We start from the raw sequence: 21,166 nt of genomic DNA, 5'->3' as shown, positions 1-21,166 counted from the left end.
GGAGGTTATCCATGTCCGTCATCACTCCCCCTCTCCTCTGTCTGGCCTCGGCATCACCGCGGCGCCGCGACCTGCTGGCCTCCATCGGTGTATCTCTGGAGGCATGTCCGGTGGATATCGACGAGACCCCGGTTCCGGGTGAGGGGGCCGAGGCCTATGTCACCCGCCTGGCCCGCGACAAGGCGCTGGCCGGTGCCGAGCGCTCTCGCCTGCCGACCCTTGGCTCCGATACCGCCGTGGTGCGTGACGGTGAGATACTCGGCAAGCCCGAGGGACCCGAGCACGCCGCCGCCATGCTGCGCTCCCTGGCCGGCCGCGAGCATCGGGTGCTCACGGCGGTGGCAGTGACCGGCCCCGCGGGCCTGCTCGAGCGCTGTGTCGCCACGCGGGTCGTGATGCGTGAGATCTCCGATGCCGAGATCGCCGCCTACTGGGCCACCGGGGAGCCCGCCGACAAGGCGGGTGGCTATGCCATCCAGGGGCGTGCGGCGGTGTTTATCGAGCATATTGCCGGCAGCCACTCCGCGGTGGTGGGGCTGCCGCTCTACGAGACCGCCGAGCTGCTGCGCCGTCAGGGGGTGGCACTATGGGACGGGGCGCTCGGGTCGTGATGCACTGATTGCTACCGGCAGCCTCTCGCCGGAATCGCCTTGTCGAGTGGTGCTGCCATCGGCGATCGCCCTGTCATGATGCAAGGATCAACGCCTTGGAGGCTTGACACTATGTCATAATGGCCGCAAGGCATTCTGGACAAGGATTTCCGCATGAGCGGCGAAGTACTGATCAATCTGACGCCGATGGAGACCCGCGTCGCCGTGGTGGAAAACGGCGTACTGCAGGAGGCCTTCATCGAGCGCTCCTGCCGTCGCGGCATCGTCGGCAATATCTACAAGGGCCGGGTGGTCAGGGTCCTCCCCGGCATGCAGGCGGCATTCGTGGATATCGGCCTCGACCGCGCCGCCTTCATCCATGCCCATGAGGTGATGCCGGCCGGTACGCCGGCCGAGGAGCAGCTCTCCATCGGGCATCTGCTCCACGAGGGGCAGGCGCTGGTGGTGCAGGTGACCAAGGATCCGATCGGCTCCAAGGGGGCGCGCCTGACCACTCACCTCTCGGTACCCTCGCGTTATCTGGTCTACATGCCGGATGCGCCCCACCATGGCGTTTCCCAGCGTATCGAAGACGAACGCGAGCGCGAGCGCCTGCGCAGCCTGATCGAGGAGGCCCAGGCCCAGCAGAGCCTGGAGGTGACCGGCGGCTTTATCGTGCGCACCGCCGCCGAGGGGGTGGGCGTCGAGGAGCTGGCCGCCGATATGCACTTCCTGCTGCGGCTATGTCGCAAGGTCAGCGAGCGCAAGGTCACCTCCTCGGCGCCCAGCGTGATCTACGATGACCTGCCGCTGTTCATGCGCATCCTGCGGGATGTGATGCGTGACGATATCGAGAAGGTGCGCATTGACTCTCGGGAGAACTACGTCAGGCTGGTGGAGTTCGCCGAGGAGTTCATGCCCGATGCGGTGGAGCGTATCGAGCACTATGCCGGCGAGCGACCGGTCTTCGACCTCTACAGCGTCGAGGACGAGCTCCACAAGGCGCTGGGGCGCAAGGTGCAGCTCAAGTCCGGTGGTTACCTGGTGATCGACCCCACCGAGGCGATGACCACCATCGATGTCAATACCGGCGGCTATGTGGGGCATCGCAACCTCGAGGAGACCATCTTCAAGACCAACCTCGAGGCGGCGACCGCCATCGCCCGCCAGCTCCGTCTACGCAACCTGGGCGGTATCATCATCATCGACTTCATCGACATGGAGGATCCCGAGCATCAGCGTCAGGTGCTGCGCATGCTCGAGAAGTCGCTGGAGCGGGATCACGCCAAGACCAAGTGTACCGGTGTCACCGAGCTTGGCCTCGTGCAGCTGACCCGCAAGCGTACCCGCGAAAGCCTGGAGCAGACTCTCTGCGAAGCCTGCCCGACCTGCGGCGGTCGCGGAACGCTCAAGACCCCGGAGACGGTCTGCTACGAGATCTTTCGCGAGATCCTGCGTGAGGAGCGGGCCTACAGCGCCGAGACCTACATGGTGCTGGCGTCCCAGGCGGTGGTGGACCGCCTGCTCGACGAGGAGTCCGCGGCGGTGGCCGATCTGGAAGAGTTCATCGGCAAGCCCATCCGCTTCCAGGTGGAGACCCACTACTCCCAGGAGCAGTACGACATCGTGCTGATGTGAGCCCATGTCCGTGACCCGCCTGGTGATGCGCTGGACCCTGACCCTGCTGGCCCTGGGGCTGGCAACAGTGGCGATGCTGACGCTGTTGGCGCGACTGGCACTGGGGCTGGCCGATGGCCAGGTGTCACGGCTGGAGGCCCTGCTCTCGGCGCGCTTCGCGGCACAGACCCGGATCGACTCGCTGGAGGGCGGGCTGGCGCGCTTCGACCCCTACCTCAAGCTTGGTGCACTGAGCCTGCGCACCCGCGATGGTGACCGGCCGCTGCTGGAGGTGAAGGGGGGGCAGTTGCGCCTGGACACCTGGCAGAGCCTGCGCGAGGGGATACCGGTGGTGGAGGGGGCTCGCCTCGAAGGCATGACCCTGCACCTCTATCAGACTCCAGAGGGGGGCTGGCACTGGCCCGACCCCGCCGAACTTCCTCCCGAACTTCAGCCCGAGGGGGAGTTTAATCTCGAGCGTCTCGATTTCTGGGTCGGGGTGCTGCTGCGCCAACGGGCCTGGGCCGAGGATGTGCGCGTGATACTGCATGGGCGTGAGCAGCGCGTCGCCTTCGAGGCGCCGCGGCTGCTGATGACTGGCGATGCCCGCCGCGCCCATCTCGAGGGCAGGTTGCGCCTGGTGAGCGACGCGGATATCGCCATGCAGGTAGCCCTGGAGGTGCTGCCGGGCGAGACCGGGTTTCGTGACTTCAGCGCCGCCCTGCAGGCCGAGATGCGTCTCGATAGCCTGGTCGCATTGGCCGCGGTGCTGGGGCGCAATCAGCCGCTGCGCCTCGATGAGGCACGGGGCGAGGCCAGCCTGTGGGGACGCTGGCAGCGCGGCCGCCTGGCCGATGCCCGCCTGGCCCTGGATGTCGAGCGGCTGGCCGTCAGCCATCGCGACGCCGAGGGCGAGCGTCATCATCTGACGCTGGATAGCGTGACCGGGCGCGGCCAGTGGTCGAGGGGGGAGAGCGGCTGGCAGGCCTGGTTTCAGGGCGATGCGGAGAGCCCCGAAACGAGTGAGCCGGACGAACTGGCGTCACGCTGGGGGCCTGCCTTGCCCTACCGTTGGCATCTGAGCGGCGATGGCGATGAGTGGTGGCTCAACACCAGCGCCTTTGACCTGGGGTCCCTGGCCGCCTGGCGCGATCGGGTGCCGCTGCCCGAGGCGCTGGCCCGGGCGGTGGACAGCCTCGATCCACGCGGCCGAGTGGCCGGTTTCGGGCTTGGCTTCCGGGAGGGGCAGTGGCAGGCCCGGGCGTCCCTGCATGGGGTCGAGGTATCGCCCTGGCAGGAGGCGCCGGGGGGCGGGCCGCTGGATATGTGGGTAGAGGCTCAGGGTGGCAATGGCCGGGTGCGCTTCAGCGGCAACGAGACGTCCACCCTTCACTTCCCCGAGATCTTCGCCGCCCCCATGGCACTCGACCACGCCTCCGGGGAGGTGCGCTGGGTCTACGATGGCCCTCGCAGCATGGTCAGCGGTCGTGATCTGCGGGTGGGATGGAACGGTGCCGAGGTCAGCGGTGGCTTCGGTCTCTCCGCCGGGCAGGGGAATCGGGGAGGCTTCGGCCTGAGCCTGGCCCTCGAGGAGGTCGATGCCGTGGAGACACCGCTTATCGAGTGGCTGCCGGTGGGCGTTCTCGATGACGAGCTGCGCGACTGGCTTGCCGATGGCGTGGCGGGCCGGGTTCCCGAGGGCTCGCTGCGCCTGCATGTGCCGCTCTCCGGAGACGGCGACGAAGATATCATGCCGAGCTTTGGCCTCGACCTCGCCATTCGCGACGGCCGTCTGCCCATCGCCCCGGGCTGGCCGATGCTGGAGGGTGTCGAGGGGCGGATGCGGCTCAACGACACCACCCTGGAGGCCGAAGTGAAGCACGCCGAGAGTCTCGGCGTGACAGCGAGCGACGGCCGGGTACGGCTGGTCGACGAACGCCTGGAGGTAGAAGGCGAACTGTATGCCAGCGCCTCCGCGTTGCGACGCTTCCTGTTGAACATGCCGGTAGAGGGCATGGAGATCATGGAGGAGTGGCAAGCCGAAGGGCATGCCGAGGGCGCCCTGCAACTCGAGCTGCCCCTGGAGCGCCCCGAGGCGCTGGACCTCTCGATCGAGACCCAGGCGAGTCTTGACCTTGTCGAATATCAGCCACTGGGCCTGCGTGCCAGGGAGCTGCGTGGCCCCTTGACATGGCGCCAGCAGGGCACCGAGGGTGGTCTTACGGGACGCCTCGAGGGGCGCCTGCTCGGCGGGCCATTGCGTGCCGATATCGATACCCTGAACGGCGGGGTCGAGTTTACTGGTACCGCCGAGGCGAGGCCGTTGCTCGAGCTGGGGGGCGCGTCCGCCCTTGCCGAGCGGCTGAGCGGGCGTTTCGACTGGCGTGGCCGGCTGGGCGTCGGCGACGAGGCTTCCCTGCGCCTGCAGAGCTCACTTCAGGGGCTGGCCGCCGATCTGCCGGCGCCGCTGGGCAAGCCGGCGGCACAGTCTCGCCCCCTTCGGCTCGACATGAATCTGACGCAGGGGCACCTGGAGGGGCGCCTGGGCGAGGCGCTTAAGCTGCGCTGGCGCTCGCTGCCGGGTGGTGAGCGTAGCCAGGGGCAGGTGTGGCTGGGCCGCCAATCCGCGCCTGCCTGGCCCTCGGGGGCGGGATGGTGGGTCGATGCCTACCTGCCGCGCCTCTCTCCCGCCGCGTGGAGCGAGGCGCTCTCGGGGGTGGCAGGCCGTCGTGGTACTGGGGGGGCAGGCATTGACCTGCGTGAGGTGCGTGTGGCCAGCGACTGTCTGCAGCATGAGGATCGCTGCCTCGGCTCCTTCTATACCACCGCGCGTCCGCAGCCTGGCGGCGGTTGGCACCTGGCCCTGGATGGCAGTCTGCTCGAGGGGCGGCTCGATTATCGGCCCCGGCTCGCCGAGCCACTGGACATCGGCCTGAGTCGCCTCTCGCTGGATGCGTTGATGCCCACCGGCCAGCGGGTCGGCTCGTTGCTCGACGAGATAGCCACGCCCCCGGAGCCTCAGCCGCTTCCCGGCTGGGTCGCCGACCTGCCCGGCGGGCGCCTGCGCATCGCCGATATCGAGCGCCAGGGCCAGCGTCTGGGGCCTCTGACCGCCCGCTGGCAGGCGACGCCCGAGCGACTCAGCATCGCTCCCCTGGGGCTTACCCTGGGGGAGATCAGTGCCCGCGGCGAGCTGGTCTGGGAGGCGGCGGGTCCCGAGGCCAGCCTGACCCGTGCGCGCCTGGAGCTGATTGGACGGGACCTGGGAACGGCGCTGGAACGCCTGGCTCAGGACCCGGTGATCCGTAGCGGCGAGACAAGCGTCAAGAGCCAGCTGGCCTGGCCGGGGACGCCCTGGCAGTTTGCCCTGGAGCGCTCCCGGGGCAGCGTCGAGACGGAGTTGCGTGATGGGCGCTTCGTCAAGCTGGAGTCGACCCCGGCGCGTCTGGTGGGGCTGCTCAATATCGATAACCTGGTGCGCCGTCTGCGGCTGGACTTCTCCGATATGACCGGGCGAGGAACGGCCTTCGACCGTGTCACTGGCGCGGCGACCCTGTATGGTGGCAGTCTCGAGACGCGGGGGCCGGTCCAGATCGTGGGCCCTGCCACTCGCTTCACTCTCGATGGCAGCGTCGCGTTGGCGCGCCGGGAACTCGACATGCGGTTGGGCGTCACACTGCCTGTCAGCCGCAACCTGCCACTGGCGGCGGTCATCGCCGGTGCTCCGGTGGTGGGGGGGGCCCTGTTTATCGCCGATCGCCTGTTTGGTGATGCCATCGACAGTGTTACCCGAATTCATTATCGCGTGCGCGGCCCCTGGACCGCGCCGCGGATTTCAGTGGAAAGCGCCGAATGACCCAAGCGAGACACGCATTGATTGATGAAGCCGCCGGCATCCTGCTGACGCCCGGTGGTCTCTCTCTGGATGACCTGGACACCGGCCTCGGCCACGCGATGGGGGCGGGTATCGACTATGCCGACCTCTACTTCCAGCGCAGCTGGCACGAGGGCTGGGTGCTGGAAGATGGCGAGGTCAAGGAGGCCAGCTACAACATCGACGGCGGGGTGGGCGTGCGCTCCCTGGCCGGCGAGAAGACCGGCTTCGCCTACTCCAATCAGATTACCGCCGATGCGCTTGGCGAGACCGGGCGTACCGCGGCCGGCATCGTGCGCAGCGGCAACCGTCTGCCATTGGGCACGCCGGTTGCCGTCGGTCCCCCGGCGCGCTATGCCGGTGTCGATCCGCTCGCCGGGCTCAGCGCCGAGGAGAAGGTCGCCATGCTCAAGGAGGCGGATCGCGTGGCCCGAGCCGCCGACCCGTCGGTCAGCCAGGTCAGTGCCTCGCTCTCGGGGGTCCATGAGGTGGTGCTGGTGCGCGCCAGCGATGGCACCCTGGCGGCCGACATCCGTCCCCTGGTGCGCTTCAACGTGAGCGTGATCGTGGTACGCAATGGTCGGCGCGAGCGGGGCAGTGCCGGTGGCGGTGGCCGCTATCCCATGTCGCGCCTGCGCGACGAGGGTGTCGCCGAACGCTTCGCCCAGGAGGCGGTGCGTCAGGCGCTGGTCAACCTGGAGGCCGTCGATGCCCCGGCGGGCCAGTTGCCGGTGGTGCTGGCGCCTGGCTGGCCGGGCATCCTGCTCCATGAGGCGGTAGGCCACGGCCTGGAGGGAGACTTCAATCGCAAGGGAAGCTCAGCCTTCGCCGGCCGCATGGGCGAGCGCGTCGCCGCCCCGGGCGTGACCGTGGTCGATGACGCCACCCTGGCCGACCGCCGCGGATCGATGAGCGTCGATGACGAGGGGACCCCGGGTCAGCGTACCCCGCTGATCGAGGATGGCATCCTCACCGGCTATATGCAGGACAAGTTGAACGCGCGGCTGATGGGCATGGCGCCCACCGGCAATGCCCGCCGCGAATCCTTCGCCCACCTGCCGATGCCGCGCATGACCAATACCGTGATGCTCGCCGGACAGGATGACCCCGGCGACATCCTCAACAGCGTCAAGCGTGGCCTCTATGCGGTGAGCTTCGGCGGTGGCCAGGTGGATATCACCTCCGGCAAGTTCGTGTTCTCGGCGAGTGAAGCCTATCTGATCGAGGATGGCCGAATCACCGCCCCGGTGAAGGGGGCGACGCTGATCGGCAATGGCCCCGAGGCCATGGGGCGAGTCTCGATGATCGGCCATGATATGGCGCTGGATCCCGGTATCGGCGTGTGTGGCAAGGAGGGGCAGGGCGTGCCGGTGGGTGTTGGCCAGCCGACCCTCAAGCTGGACGAGCTGACCGTGGGTGGCACCCAGTCGTAGACGACTGGCTTGTAGGAGCCCAGCTCCGCTGGGCGATGGCGGCGCGAAGCGGCGCTAGCAGTCACCGGTCAGGCCGGTGGCGGCCTTCGGGGCGCTGGACGGCGGCGCCAATCGCCCGGTATACCGGGCTCCTACATTCCGGCGGTATCGCGGATCAGCTTGAACAGCTTGCGTGAACTGGCCGGCGGCTTGCCCTGGGCGCGTTCGCGCTGGGCATTGCGGATCAGCTGGCGCAGGGCCTGGCGGTCGGCGTGGGGGTAGTCGGCCACGAAGGCCTCCACCGCGGTGTCGCCCTCGTCGACGAGGCGATCGCGCCACTTTTCGAGGCGATGAAAGGCGTGATCGCGGCGCAGCGTCTCCTGCTCGATCTCGTCGTGGACGGCACGGATCGCCGCGAGATCCTCGCGACGCATCAGCTTGCCGATGTACTGCATGTGCCGCCGCCGCCCCTCGTGGGAGCGGATGCGTGAGGTCTCCTCCACGGCGGCGAGCATATCGTCGGAGAGGGGAAAGCGCGCTCGCTCGCCGGGTGTCATGGCGATGATCTGTTCGCCCAGCGTCTGCAGCGCCTGCATCTCGCGCTTGAGCTGGGACTTGCTGGGGCGTTCGTCGTTGTCCGATTGCTGAAGGATCTGGTCGAGCAACTCGCGGGGAGATTCCTGGGACATGCCGCTTCCATCGGTTGGGGCTGGGTGTCCCGACAGTATACCAGTCCGTTTCACCGGGCTGAGAATGAACATCACAGGCGTGGCTCGCAGGCCCGCCGAAGGAGGATTAGAGATGACTCAGGCTTTCGATGCCGCCGCCCAGCAGACCCTGCTGGAGAGCCGTTCCCGACAGGCCGTGGAACTGGCCCGGAAGCTGGGGGCCGACGCCTGCGAAGTGGGCGCCAGCGTCGACCAGGGCGTCGGCGTCAGCGTTCGCGAAGGGGAGGTGGAGACTGTCGAGCTCTCGCGCGACCAGGGTATCGCGGTGACGGTCTATCTCGGCCAGCGCAAGGGCAGTGCCTCCTCCACCGATGCCGGCGAAGCCTCCATTCGTGCCGTGGTCGAGAAGGCCATCGCCATTGCTCGCTATACCGGCGAGGATCCCGCCGCCGGCCTGGCCGACGCCGCGCTGATGGCCACCCATCTGCCGGACCTCGATGTGCACCACCCCTGGGCCTTGACCACCGAGGAGGCGGTCGAGCTGGCGCTGGCCTGCGAGGCCGCCGGCCGCGGCAAGACCGGAATCAAGAGCTCCGACGGTGCCTCGCTCTCCAGCGGCGAGGGGGTAAGGGTCTATGCCAACAGCCACGGCTTTCTGGGCAGCCAGTGCGGCAGTCGCCACTCGCTCTCCTGCATGCTGATCGCCGAAGACGATGCCGGCATGCAGCGTGACTATGACTTCACCAGCGCCCGGGACCCACGCGACCTGCTGGCACCGGAGCGGGTCGGCGAGAGCGCCGCCGAGCACACGCTGCGCCGCCTGGGGGCAAGGCGTCCGGCTACCGGGCGGATGCCGGTACTCTTCGACCCGAACCTGGCCGGCGGGCTGGTCGGCTCGCTGATGAGTGCCATCGCCGGCGGCGCGCTGTTCCGCCAGGCAACCTTCCTCTGCGACCGTCTCGGCGAGGAGCTCTTCCCCGAGTGGTTCAGCCTGCAGGAGAAGCCCATGGAGGTCGGTGCCATGGCGAGTTCCCCCTTCGACAACGATGGCGTCCAGACCCGTGACAACCTCTTTATCGACGAGGGGCGCCTGGCCAGCTACATGCTCTCGGCCTACAGTGCGCGCCGCCTCGGCATGCAGACCACCGCCAATGCCGGCGGGGCTCGCAACCTGCGGATCTCGGCGCCGCTGGCATCACGCGATGAGCTGCTTGCTCGCATGGACCGGGGGGTGCTGGTCACCGAACTGATGGGGCAGGGGGTCAATGGCGTCACCGGGGACTATTCGCGGGGGGCGGCCGGCTTCTGGGTGGAGAATGGCAAGATTCAGTACCCGGTGGAGGAGTTCACCATTGCGGGAAACCTGGAAACGATGTTCAGCGGGCTGGCTGGCGTGGGCAGCGATATCGATACCCGCGGCAGTATCCATACCGGCAGTTGGCTGATCGACGAGATGACGGTGGCCGGCGGCTGAGGCGGGCTTACGGCTTTTTACTCATCCTCGTCGAAGCGGGCGTCGAACAGGGCCTCGATGGCGTCGAGGGCCTGTTCGGCGTCCCTGCCCTCGGCACTGACGGTGAGCTCGGTGCCGCAGGGAGCGGCCAGCATCAGTAGCGACATGATGTTGTTGGCTTCCCCTTGCATCGGGCCGTTGGCCACCTGAACGTGGGCAGCGAAGGGCTGGCAGCACTGGACCAGCTTGGTGGCGGCGCGGGCATGGAGCCCGCGCTTGTTGGTAAGGGTCAACCTGCGTTGCGGCACGCTCAACTTCCTTGATGAGGTGGGGTCTCGGGGCCGGGCAAGGTGTCCTGAGTGCCCAGTTCGCGATGGCGCAAGCGTACCCGCGTCTGCTGCTGGGCGAGCTGCCTGGCCAGGCGCTCGGCGAGATAGACCGAACGGTGCTGGCCCCCCGTGCAGCCGATGGCCACGGTGAGATAGCTGCGATGGCTGGCCGCGTACCTGGGCAACCAGCGTGTCAGCCAGTCGTGGATATCGGTGAGCATCTCCTGCACCACCGGGTAGTCCTCGAGAAAGGCGACGATCTCGGCATCCTGGCCGTTGAAGGGCCTGAGGCGTGGGTCCCAGTAGGGGTTGGGAAGGCAGCGGGCATCGAACACCAGATCGGCGTCCAGGGGGACGCCGCGTTTGAAGCCGAAGGACTCCACCGTCAGGGTCAGCTGCTCGGGGCGATGGTGGGCTACCTGGTCGGCGATACGGGCGCGTAGTTCATGGACCGTCAGTCGTGAGGTGTCGATCACCAGGTCGGCCAGGTCCCGAATCCCGGAGAGTGCCTGCTCCTCGGAGTCGATCGCCTCGGCGAGCGTCATCTCGCTCTCGCGAGTCAGCGGATGTCGGCGCCGGGTGGCGGAGTAGCGCTCGATCAGAATGCGAGCGTCGGTGTTCAGGTAGATCACCTGGCAGTCGATGCCGCGTTCACGTACTTCCTCGAGGAGGCTGGGAAAGCGCTTCAGGGCCTGGGGGAGGTTACGGGCATCGATGCTGACGGCGATCGAGGTACGCTGGGACTCGGGGTTGCTCAGTTCGTCGACCAGCGAACCCAGCAGCATGGCCGGCAGGTTGTCGATGGCGTAGTAGCTGAGATCCTCCAGCGCCTGCAGGGCGATTGACTTGCCCGAGCCGGAGCGGCCGCTGATGATCACGAGTCGCATGGAGGTCTCCTGGTCGTTCTGGCTGAGGGGGCGCTACCGCTCAACCCTGTCGTCGAATGGCCTCGATAAGGCTGTCATGGAGGTCGCGCTGACTCGAGCTGCGGCGCAGGCGCATGCGGGTATCGACGTCGTTCATGATGCCGGCCAGCTGGGCCAGCAGGGTCAGGTGGGCCGCATCGGCCTCCTCGGGAACCAGCAGCACGAACACCAGATCGACGGGTTCTCCATCGATGGCGTCGAAGTCCACCGGCTCGGACAGCTTGAGGAAGCCGGCGATGGGCGCCTTGCAGTGCGGGCTGCGGGCATGGGGAATGGCCACGCCGTTGCCGATGCCGGTACTGCCGAGACGCTCGCGGGCAATCAGCCTCGCGAAGACCTCCTGGCTGTCGAGGCTGGGCGTGTTCTGGGCAATGAAGGTGCTGAAGAACTCCAGCACCCGTTTCTTGCTGCCCCCGGGCACATCGAAGAGGGTGCGCTCCGGGGGGAGAATGGTTTCGAGTGAGGACATCGTGGGTTCAGCGGGCGCCGGCGCCCTGGGCGCGAGCCTGGGCCTTTTCCTTGTGCTTGACCAGCTGGCGATCCAGCTTGTCGGCGAGGGCATCGATGGCGGCGTACATGTCGACATCCTGGGCTTCTGCATGCAGCTCGGCACCGGCAACATGCATGGTGCAGGCGGCGGACTGACGCTCCTTCTCGACAGACAGTGTCACCTGCACATTGGTGATGTTGTCATAATGGCGTTCCACGCGAGTCAGCTTCTCGTTGACATAGTCACGCAGGGCATCGGTCAGTTCGACATGAAGGCCGGTGATATTCACTTGCATGACACGCTCCTTGCTCGATGGTTGTGATTCGATTGTAACCCTTTTTCCTGCCTTGCATACCCCCCGGCGGTCCCGGGGCGATTTCCCGCCATGTTCAAGGGGTTGAGCCGGTCGAGCAGGGGGCCATGGTTCCCTGCCAATCGCCCTCAGCGCAGGCGCTTGCGCTCGCTGGAGGAGGGGATGCCCATGGCTTCACGGTACTTGGCGATCGTTCGTCTGGCGACCTGGATGCCGGCCTCGTCGAGCAGCGTGACCAGGCGGCTATCGGATAGCGGCTTGCGCGGCGGCTCCTCCTGAATCAGCTTGCGGATGCGTGCGCGAATGGCGGTGCTGGAGTGGGTGTCGCCCTCGTTGCCGACCTGGCTGGAGAAGAAGAACTTGAGCTCGAAGACCCCGCGGGGCGTGTGGATGAACTTCTGGGTGGTGACCCGCGAGATGGTGGATTCATGCATCTCCACCGTCTGGGCGATATCGGCCAGGGTGAGTGGCTTCATGGCCTCTTCACCCTGCTCCAGGAAGTCGAACTGGCGCGCCATGATCTCGCGCCCCACTCGCAGCAGGGTGTCGTTGCGGCTGGTCAGGCTCTTGATCAGCCAGCGCGCCTCCTGGAGGTGCTCCTTGAGGAAGGTGTTGTCGTCACTCTTGTCGGCGCGGCGGATCAGTGCCGCGTAATCGGGCTGGATGCGCAGCCGTGGGATCGCCTCGGGGTTGAGTTCGACGTGCCAGCCACGCTGGTCGTGGAAGGCGACGAGGTCGGGAATCACGTAGTCATCGGTGACGCTTGAGAAGGCGCTGCCAGGGCGGGGGTCCAGGCTGCGCACCAGGGCGATGGAGGCGTCGAGCGCCGTGTCGTCCAGCCCCAGGCGCCGCTTGAGCAGGCGGCGGTCATCGTTGCCGAGGGCCTCCAGGAACTGGCGGACCAGGCGCCGCGCCTGGGGCAGGTGCGGCGTATCGTCGGGGAGGGCGGCGAGTTGAAGCTGCAGGCATTCACTCAGGTCGCGGGCGAAGATCCCCGTGGGCTCGAACTGCTGCAGATGGCGCAGGACTCGCTCCATCTCCTGGCTGCGCAGGTCGGACAGTCCCTGCTGTTGCAGGCCGTCTCGAATCTCGTCGAGGGGGGCCGTGAGGTAGCCGGCATCGTTGACGGCGTCGATCAGGCTCTCGGCGATCTGGCGCTCCCGTGGGTCGAAATCGCTCATCGCCAGCTGCCAGGAGAGGTGGCCGTGCAGGCTCTGGCCTTCCGCCTGGCGCTCGAAATCGGGCCCCTCTCCGCCGCTGGGCGCCGCCAGGTCCTGATAGGTGTCCGACCAGTCGCTGTCGGTGGCGAGCTGCTCGGGAATCTCGCTTGCCCAGTCGTCCTGCACAGGCTCCTGAGTGGCCTGCTCACCGAAGTCATCGTCGAGCTCCAGCAGCGGGTTGCTCTCCACCGCCTGCTGGACCTCCTGGCGCAGGTCGAGAGTGGAGAGCTGCAGGAGGGCGATGGCCTGCTGCAGCTGGGGAGTCATAGTTAGCTGGGTGCCGACCCGTAATTGCAGTGATGCCTTCATGGCCATGGCAGGCGTCCTCCTGGCATGTCGGAAAGCCTTACCCTAGTGCCTGGCAGGGCATCGTGCAATACGATCTTAAGCAATAATCATGCCATTGGTGGGCGCTGTCGCGCTGGCCTGCCGCTGCCAGGGCTGTCGCCATCGCCATCACCAGGCGCGAGGGGGCTTGCGTCAGAGGCGGAAGTCGGCACCGAGATAGACCTCACGCACCTTCTGGTTGGCAAGGATCGACTCGGCATCGCCCTCGGCGATGATCTGACCGTCGCCGACGATATAGGCGGTGTCGCAGATGTCGAGGGTCTCGCGGACATTGTGATCGGTGATCAGAACGCCGATGTCGCGAGCCTTCAGCTGACGAATGACGCCCTTGATCTCGCCCACCGAGATGGGGTCGACGCCGGCGAAGGGCTCATCGAGAAGAATGAAGGCGGGTTCGGTCGCCAGGGCCCTGGCGATCTCCACCCGGCGGCGTTCGCCGCCGGACAGGCTCATGCCCAGGTTGTCGCGGATATGGGTGACATGGAACTCCTCGAGCAGCTGCTCCAGGCGTGCTCGGCGGCCGTTGCGGTCGAGGTCGCGGCGGGTCTCGAGGATCGCCATGATGTTGTCGGCCACCGACAGCTTGCGGAAGATCGAGGCCTCCTGAGGCAGGTAGCCGATGCCGGCCCGGGCCCTCTCGTGCATGGCGGCGTGGGAGAGGTCCTGCTCGTCGATGGTCACCGTGCCTGCATCGGCGCGCACCAGCCCCACGATCATGTAGAAGGAGGTGGTCTTGCCGGCGCCGTTGGGGCCGAGGAGTCCGACGATGCTGCCTTGCCGGATCGACAGGCCGATATCCTGCACCACACGGCGACGCTTGTAGCTCTTGGCGAGGTGGCGGGCGTGAAGGGTCTTCATGGTTCCCCTTGCTGCTGTTCCGGCTGGAGGGTCATGCGAATGCGCTGATTGCCTTCGACCCCCTCGGCATCGGCGCGGGCCTGCACGACCCGGCGATCGAGGAAGTACTCCAGGTAACCGCCCTCGAAGGTGTCGCCACCCTGATGGAGTTCGGCGCGGTCGATCAGCTCAACACGACGCTCGGCCACATGATAGACGATGGTGCGCCCCCACCCCTTGATGACGGGTTCGGCGGGGTTTGGCTGCTGCTCGAGATAGGCTCGATCGCCGATGGCGGTTGCCCGGGAGAGTTCGCCTGCCGCGTTACGGCGGATCTCCACGCGACTCCCGGTCAGGCGCATGCTGCCCTGGCGAATATCCACGTTGCCGGTATACACGGCGGTGCCCGCGCGGTCGTCGAGATCGAGGCGGTCCGCCTCCACCAGAATGGGCGCGCTGGCATCCTGATTCTGAGACTGGCTCTGCGCCAGGCTGGCTGGGGCGAGAGGCAGCAGCGTCAGCAGCAGGGCGCCGGTCAGCAGTGAGGGCAGGGGGCGCTTCATGACGAGGACTCCTCGAAGGTCTCGGGCGGATGGTGGCCGCGCACATTGTCGGTCAGGCGTGCCCGGTTGTCATGGATCCAGGCATCGAAGCGCTCGCCACGCATATGCTGCGGAGGCTGGCGCAGGATGGCAGGGGTGGTGCTCCAGGCATGCCCCGTGTCGGCATCATAGTGCAGGGTGTCGGTCGCCAGTGACCACTGCTCGGCGGGGGCGTGCAGCCGGGCCTCGCCCTCGAGCCGCAGCGGATTGCCCCCGGGCCCCAGCCGGCCGCTGTCGGCCTCGGCAAGCCAGAGTCGGCCGCCACGGTCATGGAGCCTGATATGGGGTGACTCAAGACGCGTCACATCATCCATGGGGGTGTGGGCCAGGCGGGGGGTCGTCACCTGCTGGTGCAGGCGCCCCTCGGCGTTGAAGCGGGTCAGGTGCGCATTCTCGAGATAGAAGTCGGGCTCCCCGGCGGCATCGCGCGGTATCTGCTGGATGATGTCGGGGCCACGTAGATCGAGCAGCGCCAACCCGCCTCCCAGTGCCAGCAGCAGCAGGGTCAGTCCGGTACGAAAGCCGGGGCGCGGCAGTCGCATGATCCTAGCCGGCTCCGTGCAGGTAAGTGTCGATGACCGCATCCCAGTGCCCCTGGGTGCGCAGCAGGGTATCGGCGATCTCGCGGGCCGCCCCCTGGCCACCGCCGCGCTCGGTGACCCAGTCCGCATGCTTCTGGATATAGGTCGGTGCATTGGGCACGCTGATGCCGATGCCGGCCCGACGAATGGCGCCGACATCGGGCATGTCGTCACCGCAGTAGGCCACCTGCTCGAGCTCCAGCCCCAGACGCTTGGCGAGTTCCCGCAGGACCGGCAGCTTCTTCTCGACGCCCTGGAAGACGTGCTGGATACCCAGTGCCGCGGCGCGGTGACTGACCATGGTCGATTCGCGACCAGTGATCAGCGCCACCTGGAAGCCGGCACGCTTGAGCAGCTTCAGGCCGTGGCCATCCTGAACATTGAACGCCTTGATCTCGATGCCATCGGCCTGAAAGTAGAGCTGCCCGTCGGTGAGCACGCCATCGACGTCCAGCGCAAGCAGGCGAATCTGGCGCAGGCGGGCGATGAGCTGCGGGTCCTGGAGGGGGGAGGTATGGGGCATGAGGGCTCCGTATCGTTGGGGTCAGATCACACCGCTGGCCAGCAGGTCGTGCATATGCAGGGCGCCAACCGGGCGCCCCTCGTCATCGACCACGGCCAGGGCGGAGATGCGGTGGTCTTCCATCAGGCTGACTGCCTCGGCGGCCAGGGTCTCCGGCGTGGTTCGCTTGCCGGGGCAGGTCATTACGTCATCGACGCTCAGGCCGCTGAGGTCGCTGTGCAGGTCCAGGGTCCGCCGCAGATCGCCGTCGGTGTAGACCCCGGCGAGACGGCCGTCGGGTGCGACCACGCAGGTGAAGCCCAGGCCCTGGCGGGTGATCTCCAGCAGGGCGTCGCGCAGCGGGCTCCCCAGGGGGACTCGCGGCAACCGGCTACCACTGTGCATCAGGTCGCTGACGCGCAGCAGCAGTCGCTTGCCGAGGCTGCCCCCGGGGTGTGAGAGGGCGAAATCCTCGGCGGTAAAGCCGCGAGACTCGAGCAGCGCCACGGCCAAGGCATCCCCCATGGCCAGGGCGGCCGTAGTGGAGGCGGTGGGTGCCAGGTCGAGGGGGCAGGCCTCGCGCTCGACCCCGGTGTCGAGATGGGCGTCGGCGTGGCGGCCAAGGCTCGACGTGGGTCGCCCGGTCATACTGATCAGCGGTACCTTCATGCGCTTGAGCAGCGGCAGCAGCGCGGTCACTTCGGCGGTTTCGCCGGAGTTCGAGAGGGCCAGCACCACGTCGCCGGGGGTGATCATCCCCAGATCGCCGTGGCTGGCCTCCCCGGGATGGACGAAGAAGGCCGGTGTGCCGGTGCTGGCAAGCGTGGCGGCGATCTTGCCGGCGATATGACCGGACTTGCCCATGCCGGTGACCACCACGCGCCCACGGCAGGCCAGGATCAGCTCACAGGCGTGGTCGAAGGCCACGTCGAGGCGTGCCGCCAGGGCGCCGATGGCTTGCTGCTCGAGGCGCAGGGTGCGTCGGGCGCTGTCGCGAAGGGCCGATCCGGCCCCAGGGGTTTCGGATGTCATGATGCCGATTGTTGCCTGTTGTGAGGGTTCACTCAAGAGCCGGCGCCCAGACTGGCCGTGCCGAGCCAGATCAAGTAACCGGCATAGGTCGCGGCCAGTGCCGCGCCGGGGAGCCGGCCGAGGTGGTTGCGGCGTTGCCAGAGTAGCAGTGCGCCCAGCGCCAGGGTCAGCACCAGCAGCACGGGGTAGTCACGCTCTCCGGCGGCGGGGTCGGCGGCGCCGGGCGCCAGCAGACCCGGGATCGGCAGTACCGCCAGCAGATTGAAGAGATTGGAGCCGATTACATTGCCGATGGCGAGATCATGGTGACGCTTGAGCGCGCTGGCCACGCAGGCCGCAAGCTCGGGCAGGCTGGTGCCGATGGCGACGATGGTCAGGCCGATGACCAGCTCGCTGACCCCCAGGTCGCGGGCGATCTCGCTGGCGCCCCATACCAGCCCGCGGGAGCCGGCCACCATCACGGCAAGCGTTGCCACCAGCCATGGCAGGGCACGAATCAGCGGCATGTCGGGGATCTCGCCCGCCACCTCCTCCTCGGCATCCGGCGTATCGGCACGGAATAGCCACCACAGGCTGAACAGCAGCAGGGCAATCAGCAGTGCCGCATCCAGGCGGCCGAGGTGGCCGTTGGCCAGGGCGTAGCCGGCCAGGCCGGTGGCGCCAAGCAGCAGGGGGAGTTCGCGGCGCACCACGGAGAAGCGCACCGGGATGGGCACGACCAGGGCGGTGACCCCCAGCACCAGGCCGATATTGGCAATGTTGGAGCCCAGGGCGTTGCCGGTGGCCAGGTCGGGAATGCCATCGAGGGAGGCCATCAGCGACACCACGATCTCCGGTGCCGAGGTGCCGAGGGCAACGATGGTCATGCCCACCAGCATGGTGCTCATGCCCGCGCGGCGGGCGGTGGCAGCCGCCGCGCCAACGAAGTGGTCGGCGCTCCACAGCAGGGCCACGAGGCCCAGCAGTATGGCGATCAGGGGGTACAGCATGACAACTCGGCTCGCTCAGTCGGTAGCGGAAGGTCGCCATTAAACGTGCTGGCCAGGCGGGGTGCAACCCGCCACAGCGCATCGGGCTGGCGTCTGGCAGGATAGTTAGGATACGATGTTCGATAATTTTATCAGGATGGTTTGGCCGATGAGTGACACTCCCTTCGTGGTGGTGGAGGGGCTGCATTTCGCGCGTGGCGACAGGGAGATCTTCCGCGGCGTCGACATGACGATCCAGCGTGGTGGCGTTACCGCCATCATGGGCCCCAGTGGCAGTGGCAAGACCACCCTTCTCAAGCTGATCGGCGGCCAGCTCCTGCCGGATTCGGGGCGGGTGCTGATCGATGGCCAGGATGTCCATCGCCAGTCGCGGCGAGACCTCTTCACCATGCGTCGCCGCATGGGCATGCTGTTTCAGAGTGGTGCGCTGTTTTCCGACCTGAGCGTCTTCGAGAACGTGGCCTTCCCGCTGCGGGTACATACGGACCTGCCCGAGGCGATGGTGCGTGACCTGGTGCTGATGAAGCTCGAGGCGGTGGGGCTGCGGGGCGCTCGAGAGCTGATGCCGGCGGAGCTTTCCGGGGGCATGGCGCGCCGCGTGGCCCTGGCGCGGGCCATTGCCCTGGACCCCGAGCTGATCCTCTATGATGAGCCCTTCGTCGGCCAGGACCCGATCTCCATGGGGGTGCTGGTGCAGCTGATCAAGCGCCTCAATCAGGCGCTGGGGCTGACCTCGATCGTTGTCTCTCATGATATCAAGGAGACGCTGAGTATCGCCGACTATGTCTATGTGGTGGCCGATGGTCGGGTGATGGCCCAGGGTACGCCCGAGCACCTCGACGTGGATCGCGATCCGCGTGTCAGTCAGTTCGTGCATGGCGAGCCGGATGGGCCGGTGCCCTTCCACTACCCATCGCTGGACTTCGTCAGCGATATGCTAAGAACCGGAGATTCCCGATGATCCAGCGAATTCGTCGCCTGGGGCGCCGCGGCTGTGATCTGTTCGAGGCCCTCGGCCGTGCCGGCCTCTTCCTGTGTCAGTCCGCCGTGGGGGTGCCGAGCAGGGAGGGGGTCTATCTCTGGGTGCGCCAGATGCACTTCGTCGGTGTGCTCTCCCTGGCCATCGTCCTCGTCTCGGGGCTCTTCATCGGCATGGTGCTGTCGCTGCAGGGCTATACCATTCTGGTCGATTTCGGTGCCGAGGATGCGCTGGGCCAGATGGTGGCGCTCTCGCTGCTGAGGGAGCTGGCCCCGGTCGTGGCGGCCCTGCTGTTCGCCGGTCGGGCCGGGTCGGCACTCACCGCCGAGATCGGCCTGATGAAGGCCACCGAGCAGCTGACCAGCATGGAGATGATCGGTGTCGACCCGCTGCGTCGGGTGGTGGCGCCGCGTCTGTGGGCGGGCTTCGTGGCCCTGCCGCTGCTCACCGTGGGCTTCGGTGTGGTCGGCATCTACGGTGGCTATCTGGTCGGGGTCGACTGGCTGGGGGTCTTCGAGGGCTCCTACTGGTCCAATATGCAGGCCAGCGTCGACTTTATCGACGACGTGGGCAACGGCATCATCAAGAGCCTGGTGTTTGCCGTGGTGGTGACCTGGATCGCCGTGTTCCAGGGCTATGATCTGGTGCCGACGTCGGAAGGCATCTCGCGGGCCACGACGCGTACCGTGGTCTACTCCTCGCTGGCCGTGCTCGGCCTTGATTTCGTACTGACCGCCATGATGTTCGGCGGGCTCGCCTGACTGGCAAGCGTCTGCCCTGTCGTATGGAGATTCTAGATGAAGCGCAGTAAAACCATGGAACTGGGGGTGGGGCTGTTCATGCTTGCCGGTATACTCGGCGTGCTCTTCCTTGGCCTGCGGGTCAGCGGCCTGGCGATGCAGGCCCCCAGCGACACCTTCCGCCTGGAAGCCAACTTCGCCAATATCGGCGGTCTCAAGCCGCGGGCGCGCGTGACCATGGCAGGCGTGACCGTGGGGCGTGTGGCGGCCATCGAGCTCGATACCGACTGGTACGATGCCCGGGTGGTGCTGGAGATCGATGACGAACTGGAAGGCCACCTGTCGAAGGATACCACCGCGTCGATCCTGACCTCGGGGCTGCTCGGGGAGCAGTACGTGGGCCTTTCCGTGGGAGGGGATCCCGAGACGCTGTCCGACGGCGATGCCCTGCGTGATACCCAGTCGGCGCTGGTGCTCGAAGAACTCATCCAGCAGTTCGTGTCAAATATGGTCAGCGACTAGGGCACCGATCCTCCGGCGCTGGTTGACTCCTCCCTAATGACCCCGATATGGAGACGTTGAACATGATTCGTATCCCTCTGACCCTGGCGGCACTGCTGCTGAGCGTGCTGTTCAGCCTGACGGTCCAGGCGGCCCCCGAGCGGCAGCCCGACGAGGTCATCCGCCACAGTGTCGAGACGCTGACCGGCAAGATCGAGGGCAGGCGTGACCACTTCGCCGAGAACATGGCCGAGCTCGAGGCGCTGGTCGACGAGAGTCTCGACGAGATCGCCGATTTTCGTTATATCGGCGCCAGCGTGATGGGGCGCTACTTCTCCAATGCCACGCCCGAGCAGCGTTCGCGATTCGTCGACACCTTTCGCCAGACCCTGATCGATACCTACGCCAAGGGGCTGGTCACCTTCGACTATCGGGAGCTGCGTGTGCTTGCCAGCCAGGGGCCGCGCCGCCATGAGGACCAGGCCAGCGTCGATATGGAAGTGGTGGCCAAGGATGGCACCGTCTATCCGGTCAGCTATTCACTGCGCCTCTCCGGTGGTGAGTGGCGGGTGGTCAACGTCATCGTCAATGGCATCAATCTGGGACTGACCTTCCGTAACCAGTTCGATCAGGCGATGCGTGACAACGCGCGCGACTACGATGCCGTCATCGATGGCTGGTCGCCCGATGTCGGCGTCGAGGAGCTGGAGCAGGGCGCGTGAGCAAGCTGCTGGCACGCAACGGTCTGGACCTCGAGGCCAGGGATGAGTGCCTGGTGGTCTGCGGGGTGGTGGGTTTCGAGCACGCCGCCGAACTCGCCGATGCGGGCAGCCGCTGGCTCGCCCGGCGCCAGGCAGGAGAGGCCGTCAGCTTCGATCTGCGCGGGGTCACCGGCGTCAGCAGTGCGGCGCTCACGGTATTGCTGGAGTGGGCGCGCGCGGCACGCCGGGCCGGCCTGACTCTCGAGCGAGTGCGACTCTCCGCGGCGCTGTTGCGGCTCACCGATCTGGCCGGTCTCGAGCGCCTGCTGCCGGTGGAGTCGGTGCGCGGCTAGTCGCGGCCAGCAGGGGCGATCGCCAAGAGCGGTGCTTTTCATTACCATGGGGCATCCATAATCCGCCGTCGACGATGGGATGATGTCATCGTGCGAGGTGTCTTTGATC

At 67.0% G+C, this 21,166-nt stretch carries 22 protein-coding genes; 10 read left to right on the top strand and 12 right to left on the bottom strand.

Annotation, left to right across the window (positions count from 1 at the left end; translation table 11 throughout):
- Positions 1-11: 11 nt before the first annotated feature.
- The 4 genes from IOC61_RS14475 to tldD all read left to right on the top strand — a co-directional run bounded on the left by IOC61_RS14475 (position 12) and on the right by tldD (position 7,514).
- Entirely contained in the window at positions 12-611 is a 600-nt protein-coding gene (locus IOC61_RS14475) for a Maf family protein (RefSeq protein WP_195689451.1), read from the top strand.
- Between the two features lie 153 nt (positions 612-764).
- Entirely contained in the window at positions 765-2,228 is a 1,464-nt protein-coding gene (gene rng / locus IOC61_RS14470; protein ID WP_195689450.1) for a ribonuclease G, read from the top strand.
- A gap of 4 nt (positions 2,229-2,232) precedes the next feature.
- Positions 2,233-6,063 carry a YhdP family protein gene (locus IOC61_RS14465; protein WP_195689449.1) on the top strand — a complete coding sequence of 1,277 codons (3,831 nt, stop codon included), beginning with the start codon at positions 2,233-2,235 and terminating at the stop codon, positions 6,061-6,063.
- On the top strand, positions 6,060-7,514 hold the full coding sequence (gene tldD, locus IOC61_RS14460; protein ID WP_195689448.1) for a metalloprotease TldD: 1,455 nt from the start codon (positions 6,060-6,062) through the stop codon (positions 7,512-7,514). Before IOC61_RS14465 ends, tldD begins: the two co-directional genes overlap by 4 nt.
- 131 nt (positions 7,515-7,645) lie before the next feature.
- On the opposite strand, the gene yjgA is transcribed toward tldD, so the two are convergent.
- On the bottom strand, positions 7,646-8,182 hold the full coding sequence (gene yjgA / locus IOC61_RS14455; RefSeq protein WP_195689447.1) for a ribosome biogenesis factor YjgA: 537 nt from the start codon (positions 8,180-8,182) through the stop codon (positions 7,646-7,648).
- A 112-nt stretch (positions 8,183-8,294) separates the two neighbouring features.
- Here yjgA and pmbA point away from each other — a divergent pair, with 112 nt between their 5' ends.
- Positions 8,295-9,635 carry a metalloprotease PmbA gene (gene pmbA / locus IOC61_RS14450; RefSeq protein WP_195689446.1) on the top strand — a complete coding sequence of 447 codons (1,341 nt, stop codon included), beginning with the start codon at positions 8,295-8,297 and terminating at the stop codon, positions 9,633-9,635.
- Positions 9,636-9,652: 17 nt separating this feature from the next.
- On the opposite strand, the gene IOC61_RS14445 is transcribed toward pmbA, so the two are convergent.
- From IOC61_RS14445 to IOC61_RS14395, 11 genes are all read right to left on the bottom strand, one after another.
- The gene (locus tag IOC61_RS14445) at positions 9,653-9,922 is read right to left on the bottom strand and encodes an HPr family phosphocarrier protein (RefSeq protein WP_195689445.1); all 270 of its coding nucleotides are present in this window, start codon (positions 9,920-9,922) and stop codon (positions 9,653-9,655) included.
- A gap of 2 nt (positions 9,923-9,924) precedes the next feature.
- Complete coding sequence (rapZ, locus tag IOC61_RS14440; RefSeq protein ID WP_195689444.1) at positions 9,925-10,830, bottom strand: RNase adapter RapZ; 906 nt, start codon at positions 10,828-10,830, stop codon at positions 9,925-9,927.
- A gap of 40 nt (positions 10,831-10,870) precedes the next feature.
- Positions 10,871-11,338 (bottom strand): PTS IIA-like nitrogen regulatory protein PtsN, encoded by a 468-nt coding sequence (gene ptsN / locus IOC61_RS14435; RefSeq protein WP_195689443.1) that lies wholly within the window; start codon positions 11,336-11,338, stop codon positions 10,871-10,873.
- 7 nt (positions 11,339-11,345) lie between these two features.
- A complete protein-coding gene (hpf, locus tag IOC61_RS14430) occupies positions 11,346-11,654 on the bottom strand; it encodes a ribosome hibernation-promoting factor, HPF/YfiA family (protein ID WP_195689442.1) in 309 nt (102 codons plus the stop codon).
- A 146-nt stretch (positions 11,655-11,800) separates the two neighbouring features.
- Positions 11,801-13,207, bottom strand: a complete 1,407-nt coding sequence (locus IOC61_RS14425; RefSeq protein WP_195689441.1) for an RNA polymerase factor sigma-54 — start codon at positions 13,205-13,207, stop codon at positions 11,801-11,803.
- 165 nt (positions 13,208-13,372) lie between these two features.
- Positions 13,373-14,098 carry an LPS export ABC transporter ATP-binding protein gene (gene lptB / locus IOC61_RS14420; RefSeq protein WP_195689440.1) on the bottom strand — a complete coding sequence of 242 codons (726 nt, stop codon included), beginning with the start codon at positions 14,096-14,098 and terminating at the stop codon, positions 13,373-13,375.
- The gene (lptA, locus tag IOC61_RS14415) at positions 14,095-14,640 is read right to left on the bottom strand and encodes a lipopolysaccharide transport periplasmic protein LptA (protein ID WP_195689439.1); all 546 of its coding nucleotides are present in this window, start codon (positions 14,638-14,640) and stop codon (positions 14,095-14,097) included. The genes lptB and lptA overlap by 4 nt, the downstream gene beginning before the upstream one ends.
- Positions 14,637-15,221, bottom strand: a complete 585-nt coding sequence (gene lptC / locus IOC61_RS14410) for an LPS export ABC transporter periplasmic protein LptC (RefSeq protein WP_195689438.1) — start codon at positions 15,219-15,221, stop codon at positions 14,637-14,639. Before lptC ends, lptA begins: the two co-directional genes overlap by 4 nt.
- A 4-nt stretch (positions 15,222-15,225) precedes the next feature.
- Positions 15,226-15,783, bottom strand: coding sequence for a KdsC family phosphatase (locus tag IOC61_RS14405; protein WP_195689437.1), 558 nt, complete (start codon positions 15,781-15,783; stop codon positions 15,226-15,228).
- Positions 15,784-15,804: 21 nt separating this feature from the next.
- Positions 15,805-16,794, bottom strand: coding sequence for a KpsF/GutQ family sugar-phosphate isomerase (locus IOC61_RS14400; protein WP_195689436.1), 990 nt, complete (start codon positions 16,792-16,794; stop codon positions 15,805-15,807).
- A gap of 32 nt (positions 16,795-16,826) precedes the next feature.
- Entirely contained in the window at positions 16,827-17,783 is a 957-nt protein-coding gene (locus IOC61_RS14395; RefSeq protein WP_195689435.1) for a calcium/sodium antiporter, read from the bottom strand.
- Positions 17,784-17,931: 148 nt separating this feature from the next.
- Between IOC61_RS14395 and IOC61_RS14390 the strand changes: the two genes are divergently transcribed.
- The 5 genes from IOC61_RS14390 to IOC61_RS14370 all read left to right on the top strand — a co-directional run bounded on the left by IOC61_RS14390 (position 17,932) and on the right by IOC61_RS14370 (position 21,057).
- The gene (locus IOC61_RS14390; RefSeq protein ID WP_195689434.1) at positions 17,932-18,744 is read left to right on the top strand and encodes an ABC transporter ATP-binding protein; all 813 of its coding nucleotides are present in this window, start codon (positions 17,932-17,934) and stop codon (positions 18,742-18,744) included.
- The gene (gene mlaE, locus IOC61_RS14385) at positions 18,741-19,523 is read left to right on the top strand and encodes a lipid asymmetry maintenance ABC transporter permease subunit MlaE (RefSeq protein ID WP_195689433.1); all 783 of its coding nucleotides are present in this window, start codon (positions 18,741-18,743) and stop codon (positions 19,521-19,523) included. Before IOC61_RS14390 ends, mlaE begins: the two co-directional genes overlap by 4 nt.
- Positions 19,524-19,559: 36 nt before the next feature.
- Positions 19,560-20,024: an outer membrane lipid asymmetry maintenance protein MlaD gene (gene mlaD, locus IOC61_RS14380; protein WP_195689432.1), complete on the top strand. Its 465-nt coding sequence runs from the start codon at positions 19,560-19,562 to the stop codon at positions 20,022-20,024.
- 62 nt (positions 20,025-20,086) lie between these two features.
- A complete protein-coding gene (locus tag IOC61_RS14375) occupies positions 20,087-20,725 on the top strand; it encodes an MlaC/ttg2D family ABC transporter substrate-binding protein (RefSeq protein WP_195689431.1) in 639 nt (212 codons plus the stop codon).
- Positions 20,722-21,057: an STAS domain-containing protein gene (locus IOC61_RS14370; protein WP_195689430.1), complete on the top strand. Its 336-nt coding sequence runs from the start codon at positions 20,722-20,724 to the stop codon at positions 21,055-21,057. The genes IOC61_RS14375 and IOC61_RS14370 overlap by 4 nt, the downstream gene beginning before the upstream one ends.
- Positions 21,058-21,166 lie beyond the last annotated feature (109 nt).

This window comes from Halomonas sp. KAO, from assembly GCF_015595025.1.
Lineage (GTDB): Bacteria > Pseudomonadota > Gammaproteobacteria > Pseudomonadales > Halomonadaceae > Halomonas.
This window is presented reverse-complemented; position numbering and strand designations above follow the sequence as displayed.

Bases quoted from the DNA above. Each gene is read 5' to 3' on its own strand.
- IOC61_RS14475 (WP_195689451.1), top strand. From the start codon at position 12: ATGTCCGTCATCACTCCCCCTCTCCTCTGTCTGGCCTCGGCATCACCG.
- lptA (WP_195689439.1), bottom strand. From the start codon at position 14,640: ATGAAGCGCCCCCTGCCCTCACTGCTGACCGGCGCCCTGCTGCTGACG.
- yjgA (WP_195689447.1), bottom strand. From the start codon at position 8,182: ATGTCCCAGGAATCTCCCCGCGAGTTGCTCGACCAGATCCTTCAGCAA.
- IOC61_RS14405 (WP_195689437.1), bottom strand. From the start codon at position 15,783: ATGCCCCATACCTCCCCCCTCCAGGACCCGCAGCTCATCGCCCGCCTG.
- IOC61_RS14425 (WP_195689441.1), bottom strand. From the start codon at position 13,207: ATGGCCATGAAGGCATCACTGCAATTACGGGTCGGCACCCAGCTAACT.
- pmbA (WP_195689446.1), top strand. From the start codon at position 8,295: ATGACTCAGGCTTTCGATGCCGCCGCCCAGCAGACCCTGCTGGAGAGC.
- mlaE (WP_195689433.1), top strand. From the start codon at position 18,741: ATGATCCAGCGAATTCGTCGCCTGGGGCGCCGCGGCTGTGATCTGTTC.
- IOC61_RS14465 (WP_195689449.1), top strand. From the start codon at position 2,233: ATGTCCGTGACCCGCCTGGTGATGCGCTGGACCCTGACCCTGCTGGCC.
- lptB (WP_195689440.1), bottom strand. From the start codon at position 14,098: ATGAAGACCCTTCACGCCCGCCACCTCGCCAAGAGCTACAAGCGTCGC.
- IOC61_RS14375 (WP_195689431.1), top strand. From the start codon at position 20,087: ATGATTCGTATCCCTCTGACCCTGGCGGCACTGCTGCTGAGCGTGCTG.
- mlaD (WP_195689432.1), top strand. From the start codon at position 19,560: ATGAAGCGCAGTAAAACCATGGAACTGGGGGTGGGGCTGTTCATGCTT.
- ptsN (WP_195689443.1), bottom strand. From the start codon at position 11,338: ATGTCCTCACTCGAAACCATTCTCCCCCCGGAGCGCACCCTCTTCGAT.
- IOC61_RS14395 (WP_195689435.1), bottom strand. From the start codon at position 17,783: ATGCTGTACCCCCTGATCGCCATACTGCTGGGCCTCGTGGCCCTGCTG.
- rapZ (WP_195689444.1), bottom strand. From the start codon at position 10,830: ATGCGACTCGTGATCATCAGCGGCCGCTCCGGCTCGGGCAAGTCAATC.
- hpf (WP_195689442.1), bottom strand. From the start codon at position 11,654: ATGCAAGTGAATATCACCGGCCTTCATGTCGAACTGACCGATGCCCTG.
- lptC (WP_195689438.1), bottom strand. From the start codon at position 15,221: ATGCGACTGCCGCGCCCCGGCTTTCGTACCGGACTGACCCTGCTGCTG.
- IOC61_RS14400 (WP_195689436.1), bottom strand. From the start codon at position 16,794: ATGACATCCGAAACCCCTGGGGCCGGATCGGCCCTTCGCGACAGCGCC.
- IOC61_RS14390 (WP_195689434.1), top strand. From the start codon at position 17,932: ATGAGTGACACTCCCTTCGTGGTGGTGGAGGGGCTGCATTTCGCGCGT.
- tldD (WP_195689448.1), top strand. From the start codon at position 6,060: ATGACCCAAGCGAGACACGCATTGATTGATGAAGCCGCCGGCATCCTG.
- rng (WP_195689450.1), top strand. From the start codon at position 765: ATGAGCGGCGAAGTACTGATCAATCTGACGCCGATGGAGACCCGCGTC.